The following is a 17112-nucleotide window of genomic DNA, read 5'->3' as shown; positions in this document are numbered from 1 at the left end:
AACTCACAACTTTATGTGGACTTGCCCGATTTGTGAACGCGACTTGAAGAAAGATAATCAATGGCACATGTGCAGCAAAGCGGAACTGAGTACGCTTTTCGAAAGGAATCCAAAAGAGTTGGAGTTCGCTTTTGACAAAATCTTAGCAGAGATCTATGAATGGTATAAGGTCATAGTCAGCAACACTCAAAATGCGGTCATGTTTGTACACCGGCAGACTTTTTTGATCATAAGACCAATGAGCAAGTTCTTGGATTTGAAATTCTACTCTAAAGATCAACAGCCCTGCCCACCTTTTTTCAAATCGACTCAAGTATCCAAAAAATTCGAAAATCATTATCGGATTTCAAGTTTGGATGAACTCTCACCTACTTTGATCAGATTAATCCGTCAATCCTATGAACTCCTCTAGATGATGTTTTTCTTTATAAAGCGCATTTCAGCACCTTCAAAAATGGAATTCTTTACTTTTTCTCCATTGCGAATTTTATTTGTCTTTCTTTTCATCAACAGCTTGGCTTTCGCTGCTTATTCACAAGAAAAAGAGGAAACAAAGTCAAATTTCAGGATTTCAGGCTTTATAGACGCATATTATGGCTACGACTTCAATAGCCCGGAGACTGAAAAAAGACTTCCTTTCCTTTATAATCACACTCGGGCTAAGCAATTTGCCATCAATCTTGGGTTGGTCACAGCAAACTTCGAAAAAGGGCGATTTCGTGCAAACTTAGGAATTCAGCAAGGAACCTACGCTCAGGATAATTACAGTGCCGAACCGAAGCTACTTCGATGGCTGAATCAAGCCAATGCCGGGTTTGCCCTCAATACAAGTAAAACAGTATGGCTGGATGCCGGGCTGATGCCATCTCACATTGGATTTGAAAATGCTATTTCAACCAAAAACCGCACTCTATCCCGATCCTTGATTGCAGAAAATAGCCCCTATTTTTTGACCGGTGCAAAACTGGGTTGGCAAGCAGATGAGCGTTGGTATTTTTCATTTTGGGTAGCCAATGGCTGGCAAGTCGTTCAGGCGATCGAAGACAACTCTATTCCATCCATTGGAACCCAAGCTAATTTCGAATGGTCTCCTAAGCTGACGTTAAACTGGAGCACCTTGATTGGTAATAATTATCCTGATGAAACGCGGAGACTTCGCTATTTCAGTAATCATTATTTGATTTGGAACCCGACTTCACTATGGGAGATTATTGCAGGAGTGGATCTGGGCTGGGAACAGCAGTCAAAAATTTCTACAAATTCGAGTTTTTGGTCGGGCGGATCATTGATTCTGGGCTATGAATTGAGCACAAACTGGAAAGCTGCGATTCGGGGAGAATATTACACGGATCCCGATGGAGTCATCGCAACTAATCAAAATGGTGCTGGGTTGAAGACCAGCGGTTTTAGCCTAAATCTTGATCGCAGCTTTAGAGATTACTTGATTTTTAGAGTTGAGTCCAGGTATTTGATCAGCCCCGAATCTCAATTTTTGAGCGAGTCTAGACCATCGAACTCTGATTTCTTTTTGCTGGCATCTATTTCAATTCATTTGCATTAAGACATAGAATGTCTAGTTTCAGGAAAATAAAACAGCAATGAGCTACGAATACTTGATGTATTTTCATTTACTCACAGTAGTTCCCTGTATTTTTTTGGGAGGCTTTTTGCTTTTAGCCCGAAAAGGTGGGGAAGTTCATAGAAAGCTAGGTATGGTTTATATGAGCCTAATGATGATTACCGCTTTCATAGCTATGTTTATCCAAGCGCAACTAGGGCCAATGCTATTTAACCACTTCGGGTACATTCATCTTTTTTGCCTTCTCGTATTCTGGACTGTACCTACTGCTTTGATCGCCATCAAAAAGCGCAAAATCAAAACACATCAACGTAAAATGATCCTCCTGTATGTGGGAGCAATCATTTTGGCAGGAGGCTTTACGCTGATGCCCGGCAGGTATTTGCATCATTTATTTTTTGGTGCGTAATCATCCAGTTTTATCCAAAAATAAGGTTTTCACAATTATTTAATCAAATGATTAAAATAAAAAATTAAAACACTTGATTTACAGTGATTACTTCATTTACTTTGTCCAATAGAAAAAGGAAAGCATGGCTAAAGACGTAAAGGACAATTCCACTGAGGAGAAAATTAAAAATGCCGCTCGACGTATATTCCAGCAGAAAGGCTATGCAGGTACTCGCACGAGGGATATTGCAGAAGAAGCAGGTATCAATCTCGCACTTTTGAATTATTATTTCAGAAGTAAGGAGCGCCTGTTTGACCTGATAATGACCGAAAGTTTGGAGGAGTTTTTTCGTTCCCTTCGCTCCGTTTTCGATGATCCCAATACTGATTTTGAAGAGAAAATCCGTCGGATGGTAGAGAATTACATCGAAAATCTAACAGCAAATCCGAACCTACCGATTTTCATACTCAGCGAATTGAGAAGCCATCCTGAGGAGCTCATCAAAAAAACCGGTGCTAAGAATGTTCTTCTTAATTCCGTGTTCATTCAGCAACTCGAAGAGGAGATTGAAGCCAAACGTGTAAAGCCCATCAAACCACTTCACTTTATGATGAATATGTTGGGAATGACTGTGTTTCCATTTATAGGAAGCCCGATGATCAAAGGCATGGGAAATATCGATCAGCCTGAATTTGAAAAGCTTATGCAAGAGCGAAAAACCCTTATTCCAGTCTGGATTAAGGTAATTCTTACTCCCTGACTATTTTTGACTAGTCGTTAATCATTTGATTAAAAAAATACATACAATGAAAACATCAAACTTGAATGTGCTGCTACTCTCTCTTTTGCTGTTCATCGCAAATCCATTTCTTGCAAATTCCCAAACTTTGACCTTGGAGCAATGTCAGGATTTGGCTCGGCAAAACTATCCGTTGATCAATCAACTGGAACTGATCAACCTTAGCCGGGATTTTTCGGTTGAAAATGCTGGTAAGAGAAACCTACCTCAAATCAATCTTGGAGGTCAAGCCACTTACCAATCAGATGTGACTGGCTTTCCCATCGATATTCCGAATCTGGAAATTCAGCCCATTGCCAAAGATCAATACAAGTTGTTTGCTGAAGTCTCTCAGCCACTCACCAGTACTTCCGGAGTGAAAACCCAAAAGCAATTGGCTGAAGCTAACGCCATGACTCAAGCCCAGCAACTTCAAGTGGAGCTTTACCAACTTAAAGGCCGAGTGAACCAGGTTTACTTTGGGGTTTTACTTCTAGATAAGCAGCTACAACAAAACGAAATCCGACAAAATGATATCCAAGCGGGAATCTCCCAAACCAAAGCAGCCATTGAAAATGGAACAGCTCTTCAGTCTTCCTTAGATATTCTGCAAGCCGAACTCCTGAATGCAGATCAACAACGAATCGAGCTTGCAGCAAATCAGCAAGGCTTTACCCAAATGCTAGGCTTGCTTATCGGGCAGGAAATAAGCTCCGCAGTAAGTCTTCAGATTCCGATTCTTCCAGCCCTTTCGCAAGAGATCAATCGCCCTGAACTCGGACTCTTCGCAAGCCAAAAAGGGTCTATTTTGCTTCAGCAAGAACTCATTTCCAGCAAAAATATTCCTCAGTTGAATCTCTTTTTCCAAGGAGGCTATGGCCGGCCGGCACTGAACTTCCTAAGCAATGACTTCGATTTGTACTATCTCGGTGGTCTGCGCTTCAACTGGAATATCTCCCGCTACTATACTTCATCTCGAGAGAAAGAACTGCTCAATCTTAACCTGGTTGCTATCGTACTTCAAGAGGAAACCTTTCGTCTCAATACCAAAATCGCTTTGACCCAACAAGAGACCGAAATCGCGAAATACCTCAAACTGATGCAGACCGATAAGGAAATCATCACACTTCGAGAGCGAGTTCAAGCTTCAGCAAGCAGTCAACTCGAATATGGAACGATCACTTCCAATGATTTCCTGACCTACATCAATGCAGCAGATCAGGCCCGTCAAAATCTCGCTTTACATCAAATCCAACTTCTTCTGGCCCAATCCAATTATCAAATCACTTCAGGCAATTAAAACTTAGCTCATGAAAACCTTCCAAAAAATCATTTTCGCCTCGCTTTTTCTGCCTCTAGTTATTGGCTGTACTGAAGAAAAAACCTTCGACGCATCAGGTTCATTTGAAGCAGAAGAAACTATTATTTCTGCTGAAGCTTTAGGAGTTTTGAAGCAGTTTGACCTCGAAGAAGGTCAGGTCCTCTCAGCTAATCAATTCATTGGCTATGTCGATAGCGTTCAACTTTTCCTAAAAAAGAGACAGCTCGAAGCTCAAATAACTGCGCTTTACGGCCGTAAACCGAATATCTCTGCTCAATTAGCAGCTCTGGAAGTGCAGCTTAAAACTGTGAATTTGGAAGCAAATCGTGTCAGCAATCTGGTCAAAGCTAATGCTGCCACCTCAAAACAACTTGATGATGCAACCGCACAGGTCGCTATGATCGAAGCTCAGATTGTAGCGCAGAAGTCCACCCTGAATATCTCAAGCCAGGGCATCAGCAATGATGCTACACCGATGGAAGTGCAGATCGCGCAGCTAAACGATCAATTGGAGAAAAGTAAAATCATCAATCCTCTAGCAGGAACTGTGCTGAGCAAGTACGCAGAGCAAAGTGAAATGACTGCCCCCGGTAAACCGCTTTACAAAATCGCTGACTTATCGAATATAATCCTCCGCGTCTATATCAGTGGGAATCAACTTTCACACGTAAAGTTGGGTCAGAAAGTAACCGTCCACACAGACAATGGAGAAGGTGGTTTTGACCAAACGGAAGGCACTATATCTTGGATCAATGACAAAGCGGAATTCACTCCAAAGACCATACAAACCAAGGATGAGCGTGCCAATATGGTCTATGCCATCAAAGTGGATGTACCAAATGACGGCAAGTTCAAAATCGGAATGTACGGTGAAATCAACTTCCTGTAGCAGTCATGGTAACACTCCAAAACATATCGAAAACATATAACAAAGGGGCTATAAAAGCAGTTGATCAGGTATCCTTTAAAGTGAAAAAAGGCGAGCTTTTTGGACTCATCGGCCCTGATGGGGCAGGGAAAACGAGTATTTTCCGCATGCTCACTACGCTATTGATTCCTGACGGAGGTGTTGCCTCGGTCAATGGTCTTGACGTCGTCACTGGCTACAAGGAAATACGAAAGCAAGTTGGCTATATGCCTGGGAAATTCTCACTGTACCAAGATCTGACGGTGGAGGAAAACCTAAACTTCTTTGCAACACTTTTCAACACAACAGTCCAAGAAAACTATGACCTGATCAAGGAAATCTATGTGCAGATCGAGCCTTTCAAAACTCGAAGAGCAGGTAAGCTTTCTGGGGGAATGAAGCAAAAGTTGGCTCTGTGCTGTGCGCTGATTCACAGGCCAACGGTTTTGTTTCTGGATGAGCCTACTACTGGCGTAGATACTGTATCACGTAAGGAGTTTTGGGATATGCTGAAGCGACTTAAAGACCAAGGAATCACAATACTTGTCTCTACTCCATACATGGATGAGGCGACACTTTGTGAGCGAATTGCCTTGATCCAAGGAGGAAAAATCATGTCCATCGATACGCCAGAAGCCATTATCAAATCTTATCCTTCGCCTCTTTTCGCAGTGAAATCATCAAAAATGAGTGTGCTGCTAGAAGATTTGCGCAAGCAAGATCAGGTCAAAAGCAGCTTTGCTTTTGGAGAATTTCATCACCTCACATTTAAAGAAAATTTACCGGAAAATCAACAATCGCTTCTAAATGACTTGGAAAAGCTAGGCCATACTTGTTTAGAAATGAAGGAAATTACACCTACGATAGAAGATTGTTTTATTCAATTAATGAGCCATTGATATGAAAAATGTAGTCATCAAAACGGATAAGCTCACCAAGAAATTTGGTGATTTCATTGCCACGGACGCAATCACCTTCGAAGTCTATGAAGGTGAGATATTCGGGTTTCTCGGTGCCAATGGAGCTGGTAAAACTACGGCGATGCGAATGCTGTGCGGTTTGTCCATACCCACTTCGGGTGGAGCCACGATTGCCGGATTCGATATTTATAAAGAAGCGGAAAAGATAAAAGCAAACATCGGCTACATGAGCCAGAAATTCTCTCTTTACGAGGATCTGACAGTAATTGAGAATATTCGGTTTTTCGGTGGAGTTTACGGACTCAGCGACAAGGAAATCAAGGAGAAAAGTGATGACCTGATTGATTTGCTAGGATTGAAAGAGGAGAGTAAAAAGCTCGTGGGATCACTTCCCCTAGGCTGGAAGCAAAAACTTGCTTTCTCAGTTGCGATCATTCACGATCCGAAAATCGTCTTTCTCGACGAGCCGACGGGCGGGGTGGATCCTGTTACAAGGCGACAGTTTTGGGATCTGATCTATGAGGCATCCAATCGCGGAATCACGATCTTCGTGACTACTCACTACATGGATGAAGCGGAATATTGCAATCGCATCTCGATGATGGTAGACGGGGAAATGAAAGCGCTTGACACGCCGACGAACCTCAAGAAAACGTACAATGCAGCTTCGATGGACGAGGTTTTCTTTGAATTAGCCCGCGGGGCAAAACGACAAGCAGACTAATATGAAGCAGTTTTTCACTTTTGTCAAAAAAGAATTCTATCACGTGTTCCGGGATCGAAAGACTCTTTTGATGCTCTTTGGGCTTCCAATTGCGCAGATTATGCTCTTTGGCTTTGCGCTAACGAATGAGATCAAGGATTCCAAAATCATGGTGGTTGACTACGCCAACGATTCCGCATCCAAGGAAATCATCCAAAAGCTAGCTGCCAGTGATCAGTTTGAACTACAAAAATCACTGATGAGTCACCGAGAAATAGAAGCTGCCTTCAAGCAAGGAATTGTGAATCTCGCAGTGGTTTTTCCCGCCAACTTCAATTCAGATCTTTTGTCACAAAACTCAGCACAAATCCAAGTGATTGCTGATGCTTCCGATCCGAACAAAGCAAATTCGCTGACTAATTATGTGAATAACATCGTGCGGGATTACCAACAGGAGCGCGTGAATGAATCTCAACTTCCTTATCAAATCCAGGCGGAAATCAGAATGCTCTACAATCCAGAGTTGAAAGGTGCGACGAACTTTGTGCCTGGTGTGATGGCCTTGGTTCTAGTGTTAGTATGCGTGTTGATGACCTCCATTTCTATCGTTCGTGAAAAGGAAAACGGTACGATGGAAATCCTCTTAGTTTCACCATTTAATCCCTTTTTGGTGATCATCTCTAAAGCCGTCCCCTATTTTGTACTGTCTTTAATCAACCTTACGGTGATCTTACTGCTCTCCATTTTCTTAATGGAGATGCCTTTTGAAGGAAGTCTTTTACTCTTCTATGCTGAGAGTAGTTTACTTATCATTGCGGCACTTTCACTGGGACTTTTGATCTCCAATAGTACGGATTCTCAGCAGACTGCTATGCTACTTGCACTCATGGGAATGATGATTCCGACCATGCTATTCACAGGGTTTATGTTTCCGATAGAAAATATGCCTGTGCCTCTACGAATCATTTCCAACGTGGTACCGAGCAAATGGTATTACATCATCGTGAAATCGATTATGATCAAAGGTTTGGGCTTTTCGGCGATCTGGAAGGAAACACTGGTGCTGGTAGGAATGACTGCTTTCTTCCTTTTTGTGAGCTTCAAAAAATTTAAAATCAGACTCGCATGAGAACCCTACTATTCCTGCTCAGAAAAGAGTTTAAGCAGATTTTCAGAAACAAATCCCTGCTTCCGATGATTTTTGCCATGCCATTGATCCAGCTGGTGGTGATGCCATTGGCGGCAGATTATGAGATCAAAAATATCAATATTTCGATTGTCGATCACGACAGAAGTCCCTATTCTCAGCAGCTGATTTCAAAGATTACAGCGTCTGGGTATTTCGTATTGGCAGATTTTGGAGATTCTTTTGATGCTGCTTTTCAGCAGATCGAAGAAGAGAAGTCTGATTTGATTCTGGAGATTCCAGCGGGTTTTGAAAGAAACCTCGTTCGGGATAAACGCGAAAAACTATTCATTGCGGTGAATGCCATCAACGGCACAAAGGCGAATCTTGGCGGAGCATACCTCAACCAAATCATCCAAAATTACAATGCCGAAGTCAGACTAGAATGGATAAACCCGGCTCGATTCAATACCATACCTCAGGTGGAGGTTGCTTCCTCTAATTGGTTTAATCCATTTATGAATTATCGATTCTTCATGGTTCCTGGGATCTTGGCATTTCTAGTGACGATGGTCGCCGCATACATGTCTGCATTGAATATTGTGAAGGAGAAAGAAGTCGGAACTATCGAGCAGATCAATGTCACCCCGATCAAAAAGTATCAGTTTATCCTCGGAAAACTCATCCCTTTTTGGATCATTGGTGTTGTTATTTTCAGCATAGGATTATTTTTCGTTTCACGAATCTTATATGGAATAGTGCCGATCGGAAGCGTATTTCTCCTTTATGGCTTTCTGGCTATTTATCTTGTGGCTCTTTTGGGACTGGGATTGCTGATATCCACCTATAGTGACACGCAGCAGCAGGCGATGTCGGTAGCCTTTTTTATCATGATGATTTTCCTTCTTATGAGTGGACTATTCACTCCGATCGACAGTATGCCCGAATGGGCACAAATTGTAGCATACTCCAATCCTCTTACTTATTTCATAGAAGTCATGCGAATGGTGATGCTGAAGGGAAGTGGATTTTTGGATATTGCCAGACACCTTCTGGTCATGATCGGCTTTGCAATCTTTTTCAATACCTGGGCGGTTTTGAATTATCACAAGTCAACATAATTTGAGTTAGAAACTTAAATTTTTTTCTAATAGATCTTCATTATGAGCCCTTCAGCTCTATTTTGAAAATTTTTGAGAAACAGAACTTTTTTCTAGACAAATTCCGTTATCTTAATGGACAAATTCCCGATAAAAATTGTGGCCAAGAAAATTCAACATGTAAATGAGCCAGTTATGGCAGCATATCGCACTTCAGCAGTCTCGGTCCGGTCTATCTTGGATTTGGCGATTGGCTGGTTAGAGGAGCCGTTGAGTAGAGTCGATACATTTCGTAATGGACTGGAGAAGAGTGCTTTCGAAAACCTCAAAGAGCTATCCGGTTTGGATTATAACACGCTTGCTGGTGCCTTAGGTGTTTCCACCAAAACACTCCAGCGCAAGGAAGTTTTTGATACCATTCAGTCCGAAAAGATCTATGAATTGGCTGAATTGTACGCCTTAGGTGTCAATTACTTTGGGAAGGATGGCTTTAGACGATGGATGGAGCGACCGCTTTTTTCGCTCGGGAATCGCAAACCGCTTGAGCTGATTGATGTATCTGCAGGAATTGACCTGCTCAAAACAGAAATCTTGCGCATGCAGCACGGGATCGCTGTCTGAACTCTATGAAGTCCTATCGGATCGCCACGAATCAGTACAATGATACCAGTGGTGAAGGAGCAAGGTTGTATGGTGGCAGATGGAATCTTCCAGGTTCTCCTGCAATCTATGCTGGATCTAGCCTTTCGTCTTCTCTTTTGGAAAGGCTGACTATTGACCCTGAATTGTTTTCCTCGGAGCGCTATGTACTATATTCCGTGATGGAAATCATCATACCAAACGATTTGATATTTACCCCAGAAGAGCAAGACCTACCGATCAATTGGAATTCTATTCCGTCAGTTAGTTCTTCTCAGAAATACGGTTCAGACCTATTAAATTCTGGAATTCTATGTTTTGCTGTTCCGTCGGTGGTAGATTCGAGTTCGTTGAATTACGTGATCAACACACTTTCTGACAACTTCAATCTCTTGGAATTCAAGGTATATTCGCTTGAGTTGGATAAGCGGATAGTCAGGTAATTTAAAGCCTATCCAAATCCTTCAAATAACTCTCTGCCTGTTCAAGCAATTCCTCCTTATTTTTCAACTTGTCAAGGGTGCGGTAGGCCATTCCGATTCTGGGGTTTTTCTCAAGTTTATCCCTGTTTCTATCGTAAAAATGCCAGTAAAGACTATTAAAAGGGCAAGCTCCTTCTCCTATTTTTATCTTAGGATCATAGGCGCAATGCGTGCAATAATTGCCTTGTTTCTTGATGTAGTTAGCTGAAGCTACATAAGGTTTAGTACCCACGATTCCTCCATCTGCAAACTGGCTCATCCCACGAGTATTGGTAATTTCTACCCATTCGATCGCATCGATATACACTCCTAAGTACCATTTATCCACCTCATCTGGATGAATCCCCGCAAGCAAAGCAAAATTACCTATTACCATCAATCGCTGAATGTGATGAGCATAAGCCAAATCCAATGACTGACCGATGGAATGACTCAGACATTTCATTTTGGTATCGCCCGTCCAAAACCATCCTGGCAACTTCCTTTGATGATTAAAGAAATTCATTTCTGCAAAATCTGGCATTTTTGCCCAGTAAATCCCCCGCATATATTCTCGCCATCCCAGGATCTGACGGATGAAGCCTTCTGCCTGCGAAATATCAATTTCATCTTGATGGGCCTTCCAATAATTCTCCACCTTTTTCACTACCTCCAGCGGAGAAAGCATTTTGGTATTCAAGGCAAAACTTAATCTGGAATGGAAAAGAAATGGATCCCAAGTGGTCAAGGCATCCTGATAATCTCCGAAATGAACAAGTAGGTGGTTACAAAAATGATCCAAGACTTCCAGACTTTCTGCGCGCGAGCAAGGCCAGGCAAAAGGGCTATCGCCCACATTTCCAATAGTTTTTACCTGAGCTGTTTCGAGCATTTCCAGAATTTCGGATACGTTCTTTGGATGGAGTTTTGGCTTGCTCAACAGGCGTTTATCTTTCAGAGCAGCTCTATTTTCATGATCAAAATTCCACTTGCCTTGTACCGGTTCTTTACCATCCATTAGAATATTAAAATCCTTACGCATTTGATGATAAAAACTCTCCATCAGAAATGTTTTCTTGCCTTGAAAGAAATCTTTGACATATTCCCGCTCCGTCAAAAAATGTTCTGAATCAAAGCTACGGCAAGGAATAACCAGGTTTTTGCTGATTGATTTCAATTGCACATCCAAGCGGTATTCGTCTGGAAGCTGGTATTCGAACTGATCAAAGTCGTGTTTCTTCACAAGTGCCATGATCATTTTCTCCAAATCTTGTGTGTTATCCTCCTGATCCAGTTGGACATAATTGACCTTATGCCCTTGATTTTTTAGATGCTCCGCAAAGTTTCTCATACTTAGAAAAAATGCAATTACTTTTTGAATATGATGATGCACGTAATCGGTTTCCTGCCTCAGCTCTAGCATCAGATAAGTAATGGAGGGGTCTTTCTCTGAAAACCAGGAATGCTGAGAGTTAAGCTGATCACCTAAAATTAATCGTAGCGTTTTGGCCATAAAAAATATCTTTATCCTAAAAGCCAATTTCCTACTGCTTTGTTTTGATCAATACTTAAGCGTGGTTCCAAAATAGATAGAGACTTTTAAAGACCAGGATTAGTTTAAAAAGGCTGTTAAGCTAAATGTGACTTGAATAAATATTATAATCAGTTGTTTTCAGCTTAATACTTAAAGCAAGGAATAACTCTTCCTCTCTGGTTTCTGTTCTTATAAGCACCCCATAAAAATGAATAGGTAAGTGAAATCTCATGAGCACCTCCGCTACTTTCAGACCTAACTTTGAAATGGTCACATCATAAGAATAGCCTATGTCAAGACCATTTTCCACATTTGTCATAATTATACCAAAGGAAAGTAAGATGTGGTATTAAGAAATTAAATATCTAAAACGACCTGATTTTTGATTAAATCCTCAAATTCCTCTCTTTTTCTTATCAAATGGGCCTTTCCTTCCCATACCAAAACCTCTGCAGGACGTAGCCGAGAGTTGTAATTGGAGGACATACTTATGCCATAAGCCCCAGCATTTTTGAATACCAAAAGATCTCCTTTCGTGACAGTCGCGAGCATCCGATCTTTAGCCAGGGTATCCGTTTCACAGATATATCCAACTACATTATAAGGCTTCAAGTCTCCCTCAGGGTTGCTCAGATTATATACGTCATGGAATGCATCGTACATCATAGGTCTGATCAGGTGATTCAATCCTGAATCAACTCCAACAAATGTAATCTGTGGTGTTTTTTTGACCACATTGGATTCCACTACCAAATACCCGGATTCGCTTACCAGAAACTTACCTGGCTCAAGCCATAGCTCCAATTCTCGACCATATTTTTCGCAGAACGTATGGAAAGCCACAGACACTTTTGTGCCAACTTCTGCAATATCAGTGGCTGGATCCCCAGACTTATAAGCGACTTTGAAACCTCCTCCGAAATCTAAGAAGGTAAGATCCGGGAAGTTCATCGCTGCATCAAACAACACATTTCCGCCTCTTAAGAATATTTCAGCATCAAGTATGTCGGAACCTGTATGAACATGAAGGCCTACGATTTTGATTTCAAACTTTTTCACCACTTCCAGAATCTCAGGAAGTTGCTGAATAGAAATCCCAAACTTGCTTTGAATATGACCTACCGAAATTTTTGCATTCCCACCAGCCATAATGTGCGGATTGATCCGAATACAAGCTGGCATCGTATTACCATACCTTTCACCAAACTCCTCCATCAACGGAATACTGTCGAGGTTAATCATCACACCCAATTCGACAGCTTCTTTTACCTCTCGAAAATTCACTCCGCTAGGTGTGTACATGATTTCCGAAGCAGCAAATCCCGCTTGCATGCAAATCCTCACTTCTTCGATCGATACTGCATCTACACCTTCCCCAGCCTTTTTCACCAACTTCAAGATACTTATATTGGATAGCGCTTTGGTGGCATATTTGATCTTCAAAGGAACGGTAGCGAAGGCAGATTGAAGTGATTTGATCTGACTCACTATCTTTTCCCCGTCATATACATATACAGGTGTGCCAAATTCATGAGCTATAGATTCTAGGCTTACTCCTTGGAGTTGGATAGGATGTTGAGGTGTTGACATTATCTGAAATTTGCGCGCAAAGATAGCCAAATAACAAAAAAAGGAGGCATTTGCCCCCTATTTTCATAAGTTATAGTGTAATTAAGATAACTCTGTTTTCGAGTCTAAATATAGGAGAAGGACTTGAAATTGATACATTATCGAGGCACCTTGTCGCGGTTAAATATTGTTAAGCTCCCGCTATGGCTTTGTTATAGGATTAAATTTGCATCATGTCCAAAAGTAACATCATCCTTATCGTTGTCCTGATGGCTTTGGCTAGCTTTGGTCTGATGGGATTCCAATTCTATTGGGTGAAAAATGCTATTCGTATTAATAGAGAGCGTTTTGATCAAAATGTTCTCCAAGCACTTGATGGGACTATTGAACAATTGGAGAAAGGGGAAAATTCTGACTTATTTTTCAGCTTTTTGGTTCAGGATTCTGCAATACAAAGATCATTGGTTGAAAAAATAGATCCATTGGAAATTCAATATAGGTCAAGGCCCAATCCTGCAAATAGACCTTCTTTGATTGATACTTTTTTCCAGGAGTCAGCTCCCAAGGTAAGCCCAACATTCAAAAGAATTCTAGAATCTCGTGGAGTTGATAGTAAAGTGCTGGAAGATCTGGAAACCTTTTTTACTTATATGACGCCTGAAGTAGCTTCAGAACTCTTTACGCCTGATGAAATGCAAGTATTACTTGATGAAAAAGTGCGTCAACTACAATACTTAAGTAGGGTAGAGAATTCGACTAGGGAAAGGAATTCAACAGTTCCTATGCCAAGTTTTCAGTACGATATGCCCGAAATGAACCTTACTCCAGATGCCTTGGAAAAAATTGCCAAGACAAATATGAAGATTGATTTCTTCAACAAAATGTGGGATGAGATGGCTGCTGGGCAGCAGGCAATTTTAGATAGATTGGATACCGCCCAAGTCAGAAAATTACTGAAAGGATACCTGCTTGAACAAAATATTTCCGAGGATTTCGAATTGGGGTTACTCAAAGAGGACGGTCTGATTATGCCTATCGGCAATGTGAAAGAGCAGTTTACTTTGGTACAAAAAGGAATTCAAGCCAAGCTTTTCCCCAATGACATTTTGGGTAAAAACAACTATCTGTATTTGTATTTCCCAGAGAAAAGTAACCACGTAATCCGAGAAGTATGGCTTCCTATCTCCAGCTCTATCGTTTTCATTTTAGTGATTATCTCCTGTTTCATCTATGCGATCAAAGTTATCATCCGTCAAAAAGCCCTTTCTGATACGAAGAATGATTTCATCAATAACATGACTCATGAATTCAAGACGCCACTGGCCACAGTGAGTCTGGCGGTGGAGGCACTTCAAGATCCCGAGCTATCCAGTCAGGACAAGTTCCGTTCGAGATATCTGGGTATTATCAAGGATGAAAATAAGCGCTTGGTCTCACAGGTAGAAAACGTTCTTCAGGCTGCTGCGTTGGATAAGAAGGATTTCAATCTGAAATTGGAATTGTTGAATCTGGGAGATATTTTGGAAAGTACAGTTGGTCATTTTGGCCTACAGGTCGAGAAAAAAGGAGGACAAATTACCTTTATCAATGAGCTGAACGAACCTATGATTGAGGGTGATCTTTTTCACCTCACCCATATTTTCAATAATCTCTTAGACAATGCAAATAAGTATTCCCCCGAAAATCCAAAGATCAGCATTGAAGCAAAAGACGATTCCGATCAAGTCTTCATCACTATCAAGGATGAAGGAATCGGAATGAATAAGGATGCACAACGGAAAATTTTTGATAAATTCTACCGAGTTCCTACTGGGAATGTACATGATGTCAAAGGCTTCGGTCTTGGGCTATCTTACGTGAAAACCATGCTGGAAGCGCATAGAGGCGGAATACGAGTAAGTAGCGATCTTGGAAAAGGGAGCTCATTCACCATTAACTTACCAAAGAAACAATGAGCAAAGCGAAATTATTAGTGGTCGAAGACGATCCAAATTTGGGAGATATCCTTAAAGAATATTTGGAAATGAAAGGTTATGAACCTACGCTTTGCCGTGATGGTGAAGAAGGTTGGAACAAGTACAAGAAAGGGAAATTTGATCTTTGCCTGCTCGACATTATGATGCCGAAAAAGGACGGATTCACCCTAGCCAAGGAAATTAAGAAGATAGAGGAGAACCTTCCAATTCTTTTCCTCACGGCAAAAAATCAAAAGGATGACATCATCGAAGGGCTCAAAATTGGCGCAGATGATTACCTGACAAAGCCATTTAGCATGGAAGAATTACTTCTTCGTGTAAATGCTATCCTGAGGAGAACTCATAAAAATGAAGAAATCAATCCGCTAAAGGTTTATACTTTTGGAGGCTTTGTCCTTCACTACGATGAGCAAATCTTGGATGGGCCAAAAGGACGGCACAAGTTGACTTCTAAAGAAAATGAGCTTATTCGCCTACTGGCATCTGAAATCAACAATCTGGTAAATAGAAGTCATGCCTTGAAGCAAATCTGGGGAGACGATAGCTACTTCAATGCTCGAAGCATGGATGTGTATCTTAGCAAAATCCGAAAGCTTCTGAAAGACGATCCAAAAGTGCAGATTATTACTGTGCATGGTGAAGGCTTCAAGCTGATCGTGAGTGAAGGATGATTGAGAAAATTGTCGGGTGACCTATGTCTAGCCTAACAGGGAAAATGATTTTTTATTGGTAGAAAATAAATAAAAGCCGGAGTGATTTTAGATCGCTCCGGCTTTTTGATTGACTAGGAATTCTTGGTTATTTCGCCGCTTCAGAGCTTTTAAAATAGATATTTCATTGTAGGAACGGAGCCGTGTCGAGCAGAGCTTAGTTATTTTGGGCTTTCAGCCCAGATAATACATGGGCAACGATCTCTAAAAATTCATCGCTTTTTTATTCTCATTCTATTCTACTAAATTCTTGGCTCTCGATTCCAGAATTTAATATCTTGATACCTACATCCTACTACTTTCTTCTCAACAAATCATTTCCGCACCTATTCCATTTCCTTCTGGAAAAGTCACATTTTCGGCTGTGATGACCACGCCCTTCGCTGGATCTTTGGATAGCAGCATTGCGCCATCCATATCTACGTAGTCCAAAAGTGGTGCAATGTGCGCAATGGCTGTGATGCCTACGGAAGATTCAGTCATACAGCCAACCATTGTTTTCATCCCAAGTTTCTTGGCCTCGTGTATCATTCTCAATCCTGGCGTGATACCTCCCGCTTTCACCAGCTTCACATTGATTCCGTGAAAAAGCCCATGGCATTTCTTCACGTCCGACTCCACAATGCAGCTTTCATCAGCGATTACTGGAAGTTTGCTATGTTTAAACACTTCTTTCATCCCCTCCAGATCATCCTTTCCAAGCGGTTGTTCCATAAACTCCACTCCCAACTTCTCCAGCTCTATAGAATATTCGATGGCTTGCTCAGCCGTCCAGGCACAATTTGCATCTATCCTAAAAACAGCGTCTGTATGCTTTCTGAGCTCACGGATGATAGCCAGATCGTCTGAAGTTCCCAATTTGATTTTGTAAATCGGCCAATGAACTTCCTTCATTTTTGCCACCATCTTTTCCAGCGTGTCGATTCCAATCGTAAAATTGGTGGTGGGAATAGTCTCTGGATTCAGGTCCAAAAGTTCGTACAGTTTCTTCCCTTGCTTCTTAGCATAGATATCCCAGGCGGCCATATCCAGCGCACATTGCGCAAACGGATTCTCTTTGAATACCTCTTTACCCAAATCCCAAAGTTGGGCTGGAGTTTCCCATTCACCTTTTTCGAGGATAGGCCTGAATTTCTCCAAACATTCCGACATATTAGTAATAGTCATGCCGTAGAAAGGATTGGTAGTGGATTCACCTAACCCGTAAAATGCTCCATCTTGCAGTTTTACAATGAGCGTATCTTGCACGTCTCTGCTTTGATGAGCGATAGTAAATGTATGCTTTAGAGGGAGATCTACGACTTGAAAGGATAATTTCATTTGATAAATATTCAATTTGAAGCAAAATTAAAGCGTTTTTTGCTTGTATGACAGGTAGTATTGCATTTTATTCAAGGT

At 41.4% G+C, this 17112-nt stretch carries 18 protein-coding genes; 14 read left to right on the top strand and 4 right to left on the bottom strand.

Annotation, left to right across the window (positions count from 1 at the left end; translation table 11 throughout):
* Window positions 1-67: 67 nt before the first annotated feature.
* The 12 genes from BVH04_RS09265 to BVH04_RS09210 all read left to right on the top strand — a co-directional run bounded on the left by BVH04_RS09265 (window position 68) and on the right by BVH04_RS09210 (window position 9907).
* Window positions 68-412: a DUF5655 domain-containing protein gene (locus BVH04_RS09265; RefSeq protein ID WP_086541186.1), complete on the top strand. Its 345-nt coding sequence runs from the start codon at window positions 68-70 to the stop codon at window positions 410-412.
* Between the two features lie 42 nt (window positions 413-454).
* Window positions 455-1561, top strand: a complete 1107-nt coding sequence (locus BVH04_RS09260) for a porin (RefSeq protein ID WP_169714401.1) — start codon at window positions 455-457, stop codon at window positions 1559-1561.
* Between the two features lie 37 nt (window positions 1562-1598).
* Window positions 1599-1988, top strand: a complete 390-nt coding sequence (locus BVH04_RS09255; protein WP_086541184.1) for a DUF2306 domain-containing protein — start codon at window positions 1599-1601, stop codon at window positions 1986-1988.
* A 124-nt stretch (window positions 1989-2112) separates the two neighbouring features.
* Complete coding sequence (locus BVH04_RS09250) at window positions 2113-2730, top strand: TetR/AcrR family transcriptional regulator (protein WP_086541183.1); 618 nt, start codon at window positions 2113-2115, stop codon at window positions 2728-2730.
* Between the two features lie 46 nt (window positions 2731-2776).
* The gene (locus tag BVH04_RS09245) at window positions 2777-4048 is read left to right on the top strand and encodes a TolC family protein (protein ID WP_086541182.1); all 1272 of its coding nucleotides are present in this window, start codon (window positions 2777-2779) and stop codon (window positions 4046-4048) included.
* A 10-nt stretch (window positions 4049-4058) separates the two neighbouring features.
* Window positions 4059-4958: an HlyD family secretion protein gene (locus tag BVH04_RS09240; protein ID WP_086541181.1), complete on the top strand. Its 900-nt coding sequence runs from the start codon at window positions 4059-4061 to the stop codon at window positions 4956-4958.
* 5 nt (window positions 4959-4963) lie between these two features.
* The gene (locus BVH04_RS09235) at window positions 4964-5875 is read left to right on the top strand and encodes an ABC transporter ATP-binding protein (protein WP_086541180.1); all 912 of its coding nucleotides are present in this window, start codon (window positions 4964-4966) and stop codon (window positions 5873-5875) included.
* A gap of 1 nt (window position 5876) precedes the next feature.
* Window positions 5877-6620 carry an ABC transporter ATP-binding protein gene (locus BVH04_RS09230; RefSeq protein ID WP_086541179.1) on the top strand — a complete coding sequence of 248 codons (744 nt, stop codon included), beginning with the start codon at window positions 5877-5879 and terminating at the stop codon, window positions 6618-6620.
* Between the two features lies 1 nt (window position 6621).
* The gene (locus BVH04_RS09225; RefSeq protein ID WP_086541178.1) at window positions 6622-7728 is read left to right on the top strand and encodes an ABC transporter permease; all 1107 of its coding nucleotides are present in this window, start codon (window positions 6622-6624) and stop codon (window positions 7726-7728) included.
* Entirely contained in the window at window positions 7725-8846 is a 1122-nt protein-coding gene (locus BVH04_RS09220) for an ABC transporter permease (protein WP_086541177.1), read from the top strand. Before BVH04_RS09225 ends, BVH04_RS09220 begins: the two co-directional genes overlap by 4 nt.
* A 114-nt stretch (window positions 8847-8960) precedes the next feature.
* Window positions 8961-9446, top strand: a complete 486-nt coding sequence (gene parS / locus BVH04_RS09215) for a type II RES/Xre toxin-antitoxin system antitoxin (protein ID WP_240510891.1) — start codon at window positions 8961-8963, stop codon at window positions 9444-9446.
* Between the two features lie 5 nt (window positions 9447-9451).
* Window positions 9452-9907, top strand: coding sequence for an RES family NAD+ phosphorylase (locus BVH04_RS09210; RefSeq protein WP_086541176.1), 456 nt, complete (start codon window positions 9452-9454; stop codon window positions 9905-9907).
* A 1-nt stretch (window position 9908) separates the two neighbouring features.
* Here BVH04_RS09210 and BVH04_RS09205 read toward each other — a convergent pair whose 3' ends face one another.
* The 3 genes from BVH04_RS09205 to lysA form a co-directional block, all read right to left on the bottom strand.
* On the bottom strand, window positions 9909-11438 hold the full coding sequence (locus tag BVH04_RS09205; protein WP_086541175.1) for a cryptochrome/photolyase family protein: 1530 nt from the start codon (window positions 11436-11438) through the stop codon (window positions 9909-9911).
* Between the two features lie 121 nt (window positions 11439-11559).
* Complete coding sequence (locus tag BVH04_RS09200) at window positions 11560-11778, bottom strand: hypothetical protein (RefSeq protein ID WP_205635826.1); 219 nt, start codon at window positions 11776-11778, stop codon at window positions 11560-11562.
* A 38-nt stretch (window positions 11779-11816) separates the two neighbouring features.
* Window positions 11817-13049, bottom strand: coding sequence for a diaminopimelate decarboxylase (lysA, locus tag BVH04_RS09195; protein ID WP_086541174.1), 1233 nt, complete (start codon window positions 13047-13049; stop codon window positions 11817-11819).
* Between the two features lie 212 nt (window positions 13050-13261).
* Between lysA and BVH04_RS09190 the strand changes: the two genes are divergently transcribed.
* A complete protein-coding gene (locus BVH04_RS09190) occupies window positions 13262-14983 on the top strand; it encodes a sensor histidine kinase (RefSeq protein WP_169714400.1) in 1722 nt (573 codons plus the stop codon).
* Complete coding sequence (locus tag BVH04_RS09185; protein WP_086541173.1) at window positions 14980-15675, top strand: response regulator transcription factor; 696 nt, start codon at window positions 14980-14982, stop codon at window positions 15673-15675. The genes BVH04_RS09190 and BVH04_RS09185 overlap by 4 nt, the downstream gene beginning before the upstream one ends.
* A 345-nt stretch (window positions 15676-16020) precedes the next feature.
* On the opposite strand, the gene BVH04_RS09180 is transcribed toward BVH04_RS09185, so the two are convergent.
* Window positions 16021-17034: a dipeptide epimerase gene (locus BVH04_RS09180; RefSeq protein ID WP_086541172.1), complete on the bottom strand. Its 1014-nt coding sequence runs from the start codon at window positions 17032-17034 to the stop codon at window positions 16021-16023.
* Between the last annotated feature and the right edge of the window lie 78 nt (window positions 17035-17112).

The sequence above is a fragment of the Algoriphagus antarcticus genome, from assembly GCF_002150685.1.
GTDB classification, from domain to species: domain Bacteria; phylum Bacteroidota; class Bacteroidia; order Cytophagales; family Cyclobacteriaceae; genus Algoriphagus; species Algoriphagus antarcticus.
Note: the sequence above shows the minus strand (reverse complement) of the source record. Positions and strands in the feature narration are given on the sequence as shown.